The organism is Flammeovirga sp. AWQ4_249 (genome assembly GCF_056161045.1).
The window spans coordinates 58,009-72,588 of the sequence record NZ_JBSWYJ010000029.1 but is presented as its reverse complement, the minus strand read 5'-3'; the positions used below and the strand labels follow the sequence as shown (position 1 = coordinate 72,588).

Here is a 14,580-nt window from a genome sequence, read left to right as displayed (position 1 = left end):
GTGTCATTTGCTCTATAGGAGGCCTTTCTTTATTTCTAATTTATAAGATAATGATTCTTAGAATTTTTCTTTCATACAAACCTAGAGGATAATAATCAGAATAAGTAAGAACGTTGCCAGCATCAGAAATTGTGACCAATACATTGCCTAAGTGATTACTTACTTCATATCTTCTATGATTTAAGCCTGTTGCTGATGGATCTAAATCTTTTGAAGGTTCATATTGACCAATTCTTTGGCTACCATATATGGGAATCTCTTGTACAGACCCACCATTAATAATAGACATTGTATTGCCGCTAGCATCTCGAATGTAAACATTTTCTTGCTTTATTTGTGCATTATCTCTTATTATTTTAGAGACTCTATTCCCACTAGCATCATATCTGTAAAGTACTCTCTTAGTGTAATTGGTATTATTGGCTAAATCTTGCTCTGACCCAAAATGATCAACATAGTCTACCTTACCTTGAATATTCCAATGTGACTTGTCCTGAAGAAAGTTGACAGTTAAAAATACATTATACCCATCTTCATATTGCTTGTAGATGGGTTTTCTTTTTCCATTTTTTCAACTTCACCTTTCGCTGTAAATGAGCTTGGTTTGGAGTTAAAAGACCTATAGAAAAATGAGGCCTAGTTTGGTTATATAGAGCAATTGACTGTTTAACTTGTGTTTCCATGATTTCTTTACTTCCAAAATGAATATCTAGAAGGAATTCATCTTTAAGTATTCCATTAACCCTTTCTGCTATTGCATTTTCATAAGGATCTGCCTGTTCAGTCATACTAATTTTAATATCATTTGCTTTTAATATTTCAGTATATAACTGGCTACAATATTGAAGTCCTCTATCTGAATGATGAATTAATTTTTCATCATATATACGCCTTTTTAAAGACATTTCTAATGCTTCTACAGTTGTTTCAGCTTGCATATTATTAGATAATTTATAACCAACTATGCGCTTAGAATAAGCATCAGTAATTAAATGTAAGTAATGGTGCTTTGCATTACAAGTTAAATAGGTGATATCTGCAACCCATACTTGTTCAGGACGATGAATATGGAGTCCTTTTACACAGTTTGGGTATTTACGCATCCAGTGTTTTTAATTCGTTGTTTTATGATACTTTTGCTTTCTACCTACTAATAAATTAGATTCTCTTAAATACTTGAATAACTGATCTCTACCCATTTTTATTTGATTAGAATACAATTTAGTCAACCTATTTTAGGACGTTACAAAACTGATAATACCCCTTTGATGCTGTCAAAGGGGTATTTTTTTACAGTAAGTTTTCAATAATTATTAATTAAAATTAAAGTAATCTTAAGCTGAACATTTGATAAAGTTCATCATCCTTTATTTTATTAATAAGACGATGATGGAGAGAAATATATAAAATAATTTTATGTTTTCACTCAATAGATAAAAAACCATAAATAGCTATCCCTTAATCAAAAAAATCAAGATTTCTACTTTTAACATTGATTCATTAAACAACCGTTAAAAGTAAAAATTCATAAAAATTATATCCTTCATCTTTGAAGTGTACTAACAAGCTAATATTTCTCATCTCAACATAACTTTTCAACTTAAACATTTTATTAACACAAATCTCAATTTGTAATGAGAAGAATCTTACTACAGTCTTGGCTGTTATTTACAGCTTTGCTTCTAAGTTCATTCATCTATGCTCAGACCTCTATCACGAAAGGTGTGGTTTTGGATGAAAACAACCACCCACTACCAGGTGTAAATATCCTTATCAAAGGAACTACAAATGGTACCATATCTGATTTCGATGGCAACTTTTCATTAAATGATGCTATAGGAAAAACATTGATATTATCTTACATTGGTTATCAATCACAAGAAATAGTCGCTACTTCTACTATGAAGGTTGTACTTGTTGAAGATGCTGAACAACTAAATGAAGTAGTCGTCACTGCGTTAGGTATAGAAAGAGAAGAAAGATCTCTAGGCTATGCTGTCCAAGGTGTCAAAAAAGAAGATATGGATGCAGGTTCTGCAACTGGAAATATGATGAACTCATTATCAGGTAAAGTTGCAGGTGTTCAAATTTCCCCTTCAGCAGGAGCTGGATCTGCTTCTAGAGTAGTCATCCGTGGTAATGCTGTTTTATCTGGTAACAACCAACCGTTATATGTGATTGATGGTGTACCTATTTCTAATGAGAGATTTAGAGATGGTTCTGATGGTTCTGATTCTGATGTATCTACAGGTGATGGTCTTTCTTCTCTGAACCCAGATGACATTGCAGAAATATCAGTATTAAAAGGTGGTTCTGCTACAGCGTTATACGGAACTAGAGCAATCAATGGTGTAGTATTAATTACGACAAAATCAGGTAAAGGCAAAAAAGCGGGTGTAGACTTCTCACAATCTATTTCTTTAGATTTTCTTGGAATTACGCCAAATGAACAACAACAGTATGGTGCAGGTTCTTTAGGTGATATTACAGGTGACCCAAGATCAGCACTTTCGATGTGGGGTCCTAAGATTACAGGTCAGGAAAATGATTTCTACTTTGATGGAGAAACTAGAAACTTAAGAACTTACAATAACTACAAAAATCTATATAAAACGGGTGTTACTTCAAATACTGCAGTAAGTGCTTATGCATCCAATGAAACTGGAGATATTCGTATTTCTTATTCAAATATGGATAATTCGGGTATGATTGAGAATTCATACTATAAAAGAAATACTTTCTCAATAAAAGGGTCTCAAAAGGTAACCGATAAATTAAAAATAGAAGGTAGAGCCAATTACACTAATCAATATGCTCACAACCGTATGACAATGGGTTCTTCTGTTTTTAATTATAATTCTCAATTGTTAGGTATTCCAAATACAATTGATGTACGTTGGTTAAGGGATTATAAAGATGAAGATGGTTTCCCTATTGGTTATGATGATCGAGGCTCAAACCCTTATTGGGATATGTATGAAAACTATAATAAAGATGAGTTAAATAGAATTGTGGCTATGGCTGCTGCAACTTATGAAATTACGCCAGATCTGAAGTTTATGGCTCGTACAGGTGTTGATTATGGTGTTTTAGAAATGAATGTCAAAAATCAACTTAATTCAGCTTGGCATGGTCAAGGTCGTATGTTCCAAAGAAATAACCGAGAAATGGAAATCAACTCTGATTTCTTATTAAGCTACAATAAGAAAGTTGGTAAATTTGATTTCAATGTTAATGCCGGTGGTTCACATATGAGCGTAAAACGTCATGCTTCTGATGTTGGTTCAACAGAATTTGAATCTCAAGAAGATATGTCTTTATCGACAGGTAAATCAATTTTCATTGAAAATAGAGCTTTTGAAAGAGCAATTTCATCTTTATATGCAACCGGTTCAATTGGTTACAATGGCTATCTCTTCTTAGATGCTTCCGTACGTAATGACTGGTCTTCTACCCTACCTTTAGATAATAACTCATTCCTTTATCCTTCTATTAGTGGTACATGGATTTTCTCTGACATGGATTGGGATACGCCTGAATGGTTATCATTTGGTAAGTTAAGAGCTTCATGGGCTCAAGTAGGTTCAGATACTGATCCTTATCAATTGGCCAATCAATATACAATTGACAGATGGATGATCAATGACCTTAGTTATGGTCGACTAGATAACAATACAATTCCAAATACAAGACTCCTTCCTTCTATTCAGACTTCCTATGAATTTGGTATTGATTTAAGGTTCTTCAATGATCGATTTGGTTTAGATGTAGCTCATTATAAATCAACGGCTAATAATCAGATTTTACCTGTTGATATTAGTAGTACAAGTGGATTTGACCGAGTAATGATTAATGCTGGTGAAATCTTAAATACAGGTTGGGAAATGGCATTAAATATTAAACCAATCATGAAAGAAAATTTCACGTGGGATATAAATATCAATGCTGCTCACAACTACAACGAAGTGGTTAGTTTAACAGAAGGTGTAGAGTTTTTTGCATTAAGTAGCATGGTTCAAGCAATCCCTGGTCAGCCTTATGGTCAAATCGTTGGAAGAAAAGCACTAAGAGGTAACAATGGTGAATTAGTAGTCAATAATGAAGGTCAAGTACAAGTTACTGATGCTCCTGAGATCATTGGTAATGGTGTTCAACCATGGATGGCAGGTATTCGTAATTCATTTAACTATAAAAACATATCATTCTCTTTCTTAATTGACGGTAAATTTGGTGGTGATATCTATTCTTCAACAAATGCAGCAATGTACGGAAATGGTAAACATGTTGATACAATCGAAGGTCGTGAAGAGTGGAATAAAGGTGACGGTTTCTGGAATCCGGGTAATTTAGTTATAGCCAACGAAGATGGTACATTTACTCCTTTTGAAGGTAATGTAAACCCTCAACTCTATTATGGCTCTATGCCAACTGAAATGTTCATGTATGATGCATCATTTATCAAACTTCGTGAAATCAATTTAAGCTATCGATTACCAAAAGCTTGGATGGATAATATGTTTGTGAAGAACGTCAACCTTACAGCATCAGCATTTAATGTGGGATATTTATGGAAATCTTCTGAAAACTTTGACCCAGAAGCAACTTTTACAAGTGGTAATGCTCAAGGTGTTGAATCGGCAACCCTATCTGTACCAAGAACATTCATCTTCAAGTTAAACGCTAATTTCTAAGAGACAATGAACCTAAAAAATATATTAATCGCAGGTGCATTAGGTGCTGCAACTTTGTTAAGCTCTGGATGTACTCACAAGTTTGAGGAGATGAATAATAATCCTTGGACCTCTAATGACATGGATACCAAACATTTACTTGGATTCAGTCAATCAAAAATTTATTCGAATGGACATGAGGCTTGGCGTTCACACCTTATCATGGGTGGACCAATGGCAGGGAACTCAGCTACTTATATTACAACAGGATCTGGATTTGCCATCAATGATAGTTATTCAGAACCAACTTGGTCTTTAATCTTCAAAGAAGTCATCAGAAATATTGAAGATGCTAAGTATCGATTAGCGAAAGAAGATACAGATCAAGCAAGAGCCAATATTGCAAGGTTTGACATCGTAAAAGTTGTCAATATGCTTCGAGCTACTCAATTGTATGGTGATATCCCTTATACTACAGCTGGTAAAGGTTTTACAGAAGGTATTTATTATCCAGAGTATGATACTCAGGAAGAGGTATTAAACTATATGGTAGAAGACTTATCAAATGCAATAAGTGCAATTGAAAAAGTCGACCAACTTGATGATTACGATGCTTATGTAACAGGAATTTCAGTAAAAGACACTTACCTAAAGTTAAGTAATTCATTACTAATGAAAATCGGTTTAATGATGTCTGAAGCTGACCCAACTCAAGGAGCAGAAATATTCCATATGGGATATGATGGTGGTAACTATATCTTGGATTGGGCTGAAGCTCCTTTAGTTCCACATACGATTGAAGGAGGCCCTTGGGGACAAACTGTGAGTGGTGTTGGTATTGCTGTAGAAGGGCAAGTTGGTGGTTTTTCTGGAATTTACCATTCTGAACCTGCATTGAAATATATGCAAGAAAATAAAGACCCTAGATTGTTTCGTATAGCTTCTCATATTTCTTATGCAGGTGTAATTGCTGCTTTTGATGATGTATCAAAATACACTGCTTTTGATCCTTTTGCACAAGCTGAGGAAGCAGGTGATTTCAAAAAAGTAAACTTTAGAGGTCTAAGATTAGGTTCTACTTCAGATGGTGTTCGTGGTCTTTATAAAGTGGGTGATGCACCTGTTCAACATATTGAGTTTTGGGTGGATAGACAACATGAATTTACAGGTAAAGGAGAGTACCTTGGTTTAGCGGCATTAAACCCCGCAACTTTCAACCGTTTGACACCTTCAATTGTATTAGGAGCCGATGAAGTTGCATTTATTATTGCGGAAGCGAATACCATTCCTGAATATGGGTTAAATGATGGTTCAGCTTTCCAAAGAGCTATTGAATTAGCACTTGATAAATATGATGCTATTGGTGCAGGTGGTGCTGATTATGAAGCTAAATTTGTAAAGGCATATCAAGAAAATCATCCAGATTATAATCATGAAAGTAATAAAGCTGATTACGTTACGGAAGCAATAACAAGATATAACGCTGCAGCTGATAAAAGAGATGTCGTGATCACTGAACATTGGATTGCTCAAATTGGAAATGGCATTGAATCTTTTGCTTTGGTAAGCCGTACAGGTGGACCTTCATTTATTCATAGAACACTCACTGCTGAAGAATGGGATCACGAGTTTGCAGTGTTAGATTCAGATCCATTCGAAAATAATGATTTCACAGTGACGGGTACTGAAAAAGTTCAATTGCATACTGGTGGTGCAACGGGTGGTATTAGACCTTACAGATTTATGTATCCCAATAGAGAACAAAATGCAAATGCGGCTAACAATCAATCAGCAATGCAACGTCAACGTGAAGCAGCAGGTATTGGTGAAGGCACACACTTTATAGCAGTTCCTATGTTCTATTCATCAAAAACGAAGTAATCAAATGAAAAAAATATATATCCTTTTCATGTTAGCGTTGATTGGTTTCAATGCAAACGCACAAGATGGTAAGATCACTGGTATTTTTATTGGCGGTGTAAATATGGTTTCTCCAGAGAATAATTATTCATTTGGACAAATTGCTCCAGGTTTTACTCCTACTCAAGCTCCAACCGAAGCAATAGGTATGGAAATAGGTTTGGTAATTCACAATTTTATTGCTGATTTTTCATTCCATCAGGGAGATGCTTATCGCTTTAATGCAAAAGAAACACTCCCATCTGATATCATGTATTCCGGTACACAAAACTTAATAACATGGCACTTAGGGTATAGTGTAAATGTATTCAACAAAAATAATTTTGGAATATATTTCACACCTAAACTAGGTATGATGCAAGTCAGCCACAATATAAGAAATCAAGGTTCATCAATATTAGGTTCAGAAGGAATGAGTAATGGATATTTTGATTATGGTGCAGATGTAATCATTGATTTAAAAGGACTTCTTATGAAAGCAGGTTGGACAAAATACAATACGTTCTCTGCTGGTGTGGGAATCAATATCAATCAACTGAAATAATTAATTATCGGATTCAATAAAACTTAAAATTTATAGTTTGCTGTAAAGGCAGGAAGTTATGCTTCCTGCTTTTTTCATTATTGTAAATGAAATTTATGATGTATTTATAGTATTCATATTATGATTCTACTATATTTAGAATACTGGTTATTACTATGCTACCTAACTCTTAATACTTCTCATGTTATCAAAAATAACAACTTGTTTTGTAATAGTTTATATTGCAACTATAATTTTCACTCTATATCAAGATAGAAACAATGAAGATTTAGAGCTCAATTATGTGGTTTCATCCATAGACTACACCGATTTTAAAGAATTTAATAAAGATAAAAAAGTATTCCCTTCAACTCATTACAAAAAAATTGAAGTAACTTCTAAAATTCCACAAGATGTTATTCTCTCCTTTAATAGTGCTTCTTATTATGATTTTAAATTATGGGAGTTAGAAAAAGGGGCTTTAATAAAATCACTTCATTATGGTAATTCAATCAATCTATTACCTGAAAATAAAAGTAATGGTTTAATGGTTCCACTTAAATTTAATAAACATCTTCAAAAAGAAATTTACATTCAAATCAATGATCAAGGTTTTGCTTATAATTCGAGTTTTTCCTTTAAAAAAAGTAATACATTAATAAAGCAATTTCAATTTGAGAAAAATACAAAAGTAATCACGAGATCAATTACAGGTATATTTTTATTAATTGGTATTTTCTTAGGAATTTATCTTAAACGAAAAATATTTTTTATCTATATCCTAAATTCAATTGCAGCATTTGTTTTTATAGAAAGTGAATACGGTTATATTTTAAATCAATTACCTGATGATGTTGATTATAAAATGATCAATCTTGTGGATGCTTATATTTTTCATAATACCTTTTATTTTTTTTATTATGCTTTAATACATAATTCCAAAGGATTAGACCGTAGGATTTATAAAACTATGGTAATCAGCAGCTTTATTGGTTTACTAAATATTCCAATCCTTTATTTTACACCTTCCAATATACCTATTTTAAATATGTTTCTTGTTGGTATTTGTGTTATCAATACATTCCTAAGTTATATTGCTGTTTTTCATGCTTTTATCAAAGGAATTCAATATGGAAAGTCTATTTCCTATTCTACATTTTTTGTATTTCTAATTACTACAATTGTAGTTAATTATTTTTCTGTATTACCAAATATAGGTGTAATTGAAAAAACAGACTCTGCAAGATATTTATTCTATATCATATTCACTTTTGATATCATTTACTATATTATAGTCATCTTATTTAAGTATTACCAAATTATAAAAGATAGAAAAGAATTATTACATAAATACAATAACCTACAAAGAGATTATTCCCTTGCATTATTAGAAGGTCAGGAAATGGAAAAAAATAGAATTGGTAGAGAACTTCATGATCATATTGGTGGTAATTTAGCTTTGATCGACAAAATGGAAAATCTCGATATGATGGATAAGAAAAAAATTGTTGATAATACGCTACAATCTATCGATGATATGATCAAAGGTTTATCTTTAAAAACTAAAAAAATTAATAACAGTAGAGAATTACTCATTAAACTAATCAATAGGTATCAAGGGAATCCTTTTCAAATTGAAGTGGAGATGATTGGTGCTACACCAAATTCTCCTTACGTTTGTTCTCAATTTTATCGAATTACTCAAGAATTACTTTCTAACGCTTATAAACATAGTCATGCGACTAAAATATTCTTGAGATATGAAAATAATATGGACAAAGATACTTTTAACTTATACTACATGGATAATGGAATAGGGTTTAATGAACAACACGAATTTGATGGTATTGGATTAAATAATATGCGTTATCGAATTGAAAAAATTGGAGGAAAAATGTTTATTGAAAATCAAAAAGAAGGGTGCAAAATAAGTTTTGTCGGAGTGAGTACAATTACAAAAGGTATTCTATAAAAAAACACCTCGCCGATATCATCAACGAGGTGCCTCATGAACTTAACTCTCTCAATTTTTTATCATTTATCTACTAAGCGCATTCATCTAACTTCTGATATATTATACTGACATAAGTCTATTAATGTTTCAATTCAAACATTTAATATTCTTAAAATAATGCAACATAAGTTAATTGTAAAACACTGATATATTGACATTTAAAAAATTAAAGAAGGTTTATAGTCCATCTATATATTATTTTTTAAAAATGCCTGCATCAACTAATTGTCCAAAAAAATCATTCATTGTCTCAGAGGCATTCCTATAATGCATAGCTAATTTCTCTTTACTCTTTGTGTTATCCACTAACCAATTATAACCAAAGTTTTTAGAGACCATTTTCCTTGGAATACCTTGAAGAGGTCCTATTAACCAAACTAACCATTTTGGTAATTCTTTTTTAGGTAAAGGATAATCATTTCCAAATTTAGGGCGTAAGAAATCCACCATTTCTAATAAAGTGTAACTTTCATTTGAAATAATATGTCTTCCTTCGGCTTCAGGCATAAAACCCGCATTGTAATGAGCTACAGCTAAATCACGTACATCGACCATACCAATATGTAAACCTGGCGCCCCCATTTTCATCGTCCCATCTCCTATCTGTTTCATGATATTAAAACTCTCAGAAGTACTTGTTGGATTGATCCCTGGACCAAGAACAAAAGATGGATTAATAACCACCATGTCCCATCTATCTTGTGCTTTATTAATTTTCCAAGCTGCTTTTTCTGCTACTGTTTTGGAATAATTATAAGGTTGATGTTTTGCAGAAGAGGTCGTATTCCAAATACTTTCGTTAGCAATGTGATTTGGAACAGCTAAAAGATCGATTGCATCACCGATAATTGCAACACAGCTACTCGTTAAAACTACTCTTTTGACACTTTCTACTTTATTGACTGTATTTAAAACATTCTCGGTTCCTATCAATGCCGGTGCTACTAAGTCCCTTTGAGCATCTTTGACATTTGTGATAAATGGTGATGCTGTGTGATAAACCAATTCACAACCTTGCATCGCTTCTTCATAAGAATCAGGAGTTAAAAGATCAGCCTTAAAATACTTGATTTCACCCTCAGTCCTATCAGCAATTGCATTTAGGTATTTCAATTTTTCTTGATTATCAGGGTTTCTTACAGGAGCATGAACAGTCAGCCCTTCTTCTAATAGTTTCTCTACGATTCTGCCTGCAACGTATCCTGTTGCACCTGTAATCATAACAGGTTTTGATTTATCTATGTTCACCATTTTTAATATAGATCTCAGTAATTAATGAATTATTTAGTGTTAAACTACTAAAGAATTGTATTGTTTTAATAATAAATAAAATTATTACAAGCGGGTTTTAACTTGTTGTCATCAATATAGTTAAAGATTTTAATAGATGATATTAATTTTTAGCATACAATTAAGATTCATAAGAAATAGATGTTTTTTAATTTAAATTGATTCATTTGTTTTAGAAGATTATTTTCTTTAAAATTAGCATATAAAAATAGTAAGGTGATATTCACCTATTTTTTGTAATACCAAACACACAACACAACACATGAACAACGCTCAAGCTTTATGGACTCCTTCTGAGGAGCATATTGTTGGGAGTAATTTATTCTCTTTTCAACAAACTTATATGCCAAATACTGCATATAACTATTCTGATTTATTTCAAAAAAGTATCAATGATTTAGAAGGATTTTGGTCAGGTGTTTGGGATTATGCTAAAATTGTTGGTGATAAGGGAAGTACTCCTTTTTTCATTCAAAATGATCATATCAGAAAAGGACAATTTTTTCCTTCAGCAAAGCTAAACTATGCCGAAAACTTATTGAGAAGAAGAGATGATCATACGGCATTAATTGGTCGTATGGAAGATGGACGAAGAGTTGCTATATCCTACAAAGAGTTATATGAAACTGTTGCAAAACTTGCCTATCAGCTAAAAAAAGATGGTTTACAAATTGGTGATCGTGTTGCAGGGTATACACCTAATGCTATAGAAGCAATTATTGGTATGCTCGCGACAACTTCAGCAGGTGGCGTTTGGACATCATGTAGTCCAGATTTTGGTTACCAAGGTGTATTGGATCGTTTTGGACAAGTAGAACCAAAATTTTTAATCTCTGCTAATGCTTATAGTTACAATGGTAAAATTCATTCTTGTATCGATCGTTTAGCCTCATTGTCAGAGACAATTACTTCTATAGAAAAAATAATTGTCTATGATTATTTTACTACAGGAGAAGCTATAGACAAAATTGACAAAGCTGTACAATGGTCTAGTTATATTGAAAATGAGGCTACTGAAGTAGAATTTGAACGATTGCCATTCGATCATCCTCTGTTTATTATGTATTCTTCGGGTACAACAGGTAAACCTAAATGTATCATACATAGAGCGGGCGGAGTATTATTAGAACATCAAAAAGAACACTTACTACATACAGATCTTAATCAGGAGGATGTTTTCTTTTATTATTCTACTTGTGGATGGATGATGTGGAATTGGCTCGTAAGCGGTTTAGCATGTGGGTCTACTTTAGTAATATTGGATGGCAGTCCTTTTCATCCAAGTCCAACATATTTATTGGATTTAATTGATCAAGAAAAAATATCCATTTTTGGTGTAAGTGCTAAATATATTTCTGCTATTCAAAAGGAAGGTTTAATACCTAAAGAAAGTCATGATCTTAGTAGTTTAAAAATTATTCTTTCAACAGGATCTCCTTTAAGTAGTGAAAGTTTTGAGTATGTATATGAAAGTATAAAAAAGGATGTTACGCTTTCATCTATTTCAGGTGGAACAGACCTAATTGGAGCATTTGTTTCTGGTAATCCAACTTTGCCAGTCTATGCAGGAGAATTACAATGTATAGGTTTGGGGTTTGCCTTGGATGTTGTTGACGATGAAGGAAAATCATTATCCGTTGGTAAAGGAGAATTAATTTGCCGTAATTCCTTCCCTTCTATGCCATTAGGCTTTTGGAATGATCCAGATGATGAAAGATATATAAGTGCTTATTATTCTCGATTTGATAACATTTGGTCTCAAGGAGATTTTGCTGAGATTACTGTAAATAATGGTTTAATCATTCATGGTCGAAGTGATGCGGTGCTTAATCCTGGTGGAGTTCGTATTGGAACCGCAGAAATATACCGTCAAGCATTAAAAGTAAATCAGCTCAAAGAATGTATAGCTGTAGGGCAAGAATGGAATGATGACTGTAGAGTTATTTTATTTGTCGTTTTAAAAGAAGGTGAAGACCTTACGGATGAACTGAAAAAAGAAATTAAAACTGTCATTCGAACAAACGCTACCCCAAGGCACGTTCCTTCTAAAATTATACAAGTTTTAGAGATTCCTAAAACTAGAAGTGGCAAAATGGTTGAATTGGCTGTTCGTAATGTCATACATGGCAAGGAAGTCAAAAATACAGCTGCTTTACAAAACCCAGAAGCACTAAAATATTACGAAGCTTTAGAAGAGTTGACACACTAAACTGTAATAAAAAAGCACAAATCTTAAAATGGATTTGTGCTTTTTTTATGGTATTATTTTGAAATGATTATGCTTTCCTTTTTGAGTAATAAACTCACCTTCATAATCTTTTTCTATGAATAATGCTTTTTTGACTTGATCCCATAAAACGGTATCAGGAATAAAATTTCTATTATCTGGTATGATAGAAAATATAATATGATTGTTTTCGATTTTATATTGACCTTTCACGATTTCATGTTCTCCATTTATTCCTTTTATCTTATTTTCAACTGTTCCATCTTCGCGGAAAGTTAGACTATGACAATTAAAATCATCCTTTAATACTGCATTAAATAAGATATCAGCTTTGAATAATTCGGATTGGTAAATTGTAACAGAAAACAATGAAAAGAAGACGATCAGATGGGAAAGAAGCTGTAATTTCCTCATTTTTTGAGTCAATACAAATTCATTCAATGTATTCACTAAAGCATATAAATACAATAGTATTGAAGGAAGAATAAAAAAGAAGAATGTCATAAAAAACATTGTCTCACCTTCAATTAATGATACAAAGATCCAAGCAGAAATTAGGATTGATGAGATTACTAATGCGTAATCGTAAAATTTTTCTTTAAGTAGTGTGTTCATAATAAAAAAATAGTCTATAGTGGTTGTAGTAGAAATTTATATCTTGAAATAACACAATATATCTCTAAAAGAAAAATATGTATTTAAATTTATTTACATTTGTACAAATTAAAGCTAACCATCCTACTTAATATCCGTATTGTACAATTTCATAACACTTTACACATTTATAAGTAAAAAGCTATTGGCAATATCATTTTAAAATCTGAAATTTTATCTCCTCTCTTTCCTGGCTTAAATTTTAATAGCTTTACGACATCTATTGCACATTGATCGGCATATTTATTTATACCTCTTTCAATAGTTATTTCTGTAATTCCCCCCTCCTTAGTAACAATGAAAGAAACAAATACCTTCCCTTCTATACATCCTCCATTTATTGGATATTTCAAATTCTCTTCAATAAACTCATTCAACGACAATCCAGTTGAATTATAAAATATTGGAGGATTTTCACCATTTATTAAAATATCTTCAACTTTATTTTCTTTCTCTTGTCCAAAAACAAAATTTGAATAAATACCTAAAAATAGAATAATAAATAGTCTCATACCTTTGGTTTTGATTGTCTATTTCTAAGATGATACTATTTTTCCATTTCTAATAACGTTTCCAATTTTTTAACGATACCTACATTTGTTATACCACCATGATAACAGATCATGGTCTCTATTTGAAAATCTTTTATCTTCTTTACAGATTCAAAAGCCTTTTTTATATCCAAAGTAAACTGAGGGTTAGCAATCTGAAGTTGATCTCCTTCTATCACAATTGCATCATTCGCAATCATGGTTTTTGCTAGTGGAATATAAAATGAAACATGCCCTTTTGTATGTCCGGGAGTAGCTACTACTTGAATTAATCCATCAATTACATCCCCCTCATCAAAAGTTCCATCCACTTGAATCCTTTTAATATTTTTCTGTTGATGAATGAAATTTTCTGCCCATGGAATAAATTCTTTTGGTAAAAAAGGAAGACTCTGTTCTGATTGAACAAGACGTTCTGCTTTAATTTTACCTTCTACTGAATCTTTCTCAATGGCACTACAAAGAACTTTAATAGCTGGATTTGCTTCTTTAAATAATTTAAATGCACCTAAATGATCAATATCATCATGTGAAATCAAGAGCACATCAATATCTTTAATACTTAAATCCATTTTTTGTAATGCACTTACAAAATCTTCAAACGTTTCTTCATACCCACAATCGATCAAATAGGTCTTTTCTTCAGTTTGAATTAAGGTGGGTGTTAAATGAATTTTGACATTATCAATTGTTTTTTCGATGGTAAATGTATGGATCATCATTAGAATAAC

The 14,580-nt window shown here is 32.2% G+C and carries 11 protein-coding genes; 5 read left to right on the top strand and 6 right to left on the bottom strand.

Annotated features, from left to right (window positions below; all coding sequences use genetic code 11):
* Window positions 1-40: 40 nt before the first annotated feature.
* A complete protein-coding gene (locus ACXAHM_RS18705) occupies window positions 41-289 on the bottom strand; it encodes a hypothetical protein (protein WP_474963045.1) in 249 nt (82 codons plus the stop codon).
* 244 nt (window positions 290-533) lie between these two features.
* The gene (locus ACXAHM_RS18700; RefSeq protein ID WP_474963042.1) at window positions 534-1,103 is read right to left on the bottom strand and encodes an IS3 family transposase; all 570 of its coding nucleotides are present in this window, start codon (window positions 1,101-1,103) and stop codon (window positions 534-536) included.
* Between the two features lie 531 nt (window positions 1,104-1,634).
* Between ACXAHM_RS18700 and ACXAHM_RS18695 the strand changes: the two genes are divergently transcribed.
* The 4 genes from ACXAHM_RS18695 (at window position 1,635) to ACXAHM_RS18680 (ending at window position 9,085) form a co-directional block, all read left to right on the top strand.
* Window positions 1,635-4,691, top strand: a complete 3,057-nt coding sequence (locus tag ACXAHM_RS18695) for a SusC/RagA family TonB-linked outer membrane protein (protein ID WP_474963040.1) — start codon at window positions 1,635-1,637, stop codon at window positions 4,689-4,691.
* Between the two features lie 6 nt (window positions 4,692-4,697).
* The gene (locus tag ACXAHM_RS18690; RefSeq protein WP_474963038.1) at window positions 4,698-6,551 is read left to right on the top strand and encodes a SusD/RagB family nutrient-binding outer membrane lipoprotein; all 1,854 of its coding nucleotides are present in this window, start codon (window positions 4,698-4,700) and stop codon (window positions 6,549-6,551) included.
* 4 nt (window positions 6,552-6,555) lie between these two features.
* Window positions 6,556-7,134 carry a hypothetical protein gene (locus ACXAHM_RS18685; protein WP_474963036.1) on the top strand — a complete coding sequence of 193 codons (579 nt, stop codon included), beginning with the start codon at window positions 6,556-6,558 and terminating at the stop codon, window positions 7,132-7,134.
* 181 nt (window positions 7,135-7,315) lie between these two features.
* On the top strand, window positions 7,316-9,085 hold the full coding sequence (locus ACXAHM_RS18680) for a sensor histidine kinase (RefSeq protein WP_474963034.1): 1,770 nt from the start codon (window positions 7,316-7,318) through the stop codon (window positions 9,083-9,085).
* 237 nt (window positions 9,086-9,322) lie between these two features.
* Here ACXAHM_RS18680 and ACXAHM_RS18675 read toward each other — a convergent pair whose 3' ends face one another.
* Window positions 9,323-10,378, bottom strand: a complete 1,056-nt coding sequence (locus ACXAHM_RS18675; protein WP_474963031.1) for an NAD-dependent epimerase/dehydratase family protein — start codon at window positions 10,376-10,378, stop codon at window positions 9,323-9,325.
* A gap of 301 nt (window positions 10,379-10,679) precedes the next feature.
* Here ACXAHM_RS18675 and ACXAHM_RS18670 point away from each other — a divergent pair, with 301 nt between their 5' ends.
* The gene (locus tag ACXAHM_RS18670; RefSeq protein ID WP_474963028.1) at window positions 10,680-12,626 is read left to right on the top strand and encodes an acetoacetate--CoA ligase; all 1,947 of its coding nucleotides are present in this window, start codon (window positions 10,680-10,682) and stop codon (window positions 12,624-12,626) included.
* Window positions 12,627-12,671: 45 nt separating this feature from the next.
* Here the strand turns inward: ACXAHM_RS18670 and ACXAHM_RS18665 are convergent, their stop codons facing one another.
* The 3 genes from ACXAHM_RS18665 to ACXAHM_RS18655 form a co-directional block, all read right to left on the bottom strand.
* A complete protein-coding gene (locus ACXAHM_RS18665) occupies window positions 12,672-13,259 on the bottom strand; it encodes a hypothetical protein (RefSeq protein ID WP_474963026.1) in 588 nt (195 codons plus the stop codon).
* A 167-nt stretch (window positions 13,260-13,426) separates the two neighbouring features.
* Window positions 13,427-13,810, bottom strand: coding sequence for an energy transducer TonB (locus ACXAHM_RS18660; protein WP_474963024.1), 384 nt, complete (start codon window positions 13,808-13,810; stop codon window positions 13,427-13,429).
* A 35-nt stretch (window positions 13,811-13,845) separates the two neighbouring features.
* The gene (locus tag ACXAHM_RS18655; RefSeq protein ID WP_474963021.1) at window positions 13,846-14,571 is read right to left on the bottom strand and encodes an MBL fold metallo-hydrolase; all 726 of its coding nucleotides are present in this window, start codon (window positions 14,569-14,571) and stop codon (window positions 13,846-13,848) included.
* Between the last annotated feature and the right edge of the window lie 9 nt (window positions 14,572-14,580).

Coding starts and splice junctions, on each gene's coding strand:
- ACXAHM_RS18705 (WP_474963045.1), bottom strand. CDS start 289: ATGTCTATTATTAATGGTGGGTCTGTACAAGAGATTCCCATATATGGT.
- ACXAHM_RS18700 (WP_474963042.1), bottom strand. CDS start 1,103: ATGCGTAAATACCCAAACTGTGTAAAAGGACTCCATATTCATCGTCCT.
- ACXAHM_RS18695 (WP_474963040.1), top strand. CDS start 1,635: ATGAGAAGAATCTTACTACAGTCTTGGCTGTTATTTACAGCTTTGCTT.
- ACXAHM_RS18690 (WP_474963038.1), top strand. CDS start 4,698: ATGAACCTAAAAAATATATTAATCGCAGGTGCATTAGGTGCTGCAACT.
- ACXAHM_RS18685 (WP_474963036.1), top strand. CDS start 6,556: ATGAAAAAAATATATATCCTTTTCATGTTAGCGTTGATTGGTTTCAAT.
- ACXAHM_RS18680 (WP_474963034.1), top strand. CDS start 7,316: ATGTTATCAAAAATAACAACTTGTTTTGTAATAGTTTATATTGCAACT.
- ACXAHM_RS18675 (WP_474963031.1), bottom strand. CDS start 10,378: ATGGTGAACATAGATAAATCAAAACCTGTTATGATTACAGGTGCAACA.
- ACXAHM_RS18670 (WP_474963028.1), top strand. CDS start 10,680: ATGAACAACGCTCAAGCTTTATGGACTCCTTCTGAGGAGCATATTGTT.
- ACXAHM_RS18665 (WP_474963026.1), bottom strand. CDS start 13,259: ATGAACACACTACTTAAAGAAAAATTTTACGATTACGCATTAGTAATC.
- ACXAHM_RS18660 (WP_474963024.1), bottom strand. CDS start 13,810: ATGAGACTATTTATTATTCTATTTTTAGGTATTTATTCAAATTTTGTT.
- ACXAHM_RS18655 (WP_474963021.1), bottom strand. CDS start 14,571: ATGATGATCCATACATTTACCATCGAAAAAACAATTGATAATGTCAAA.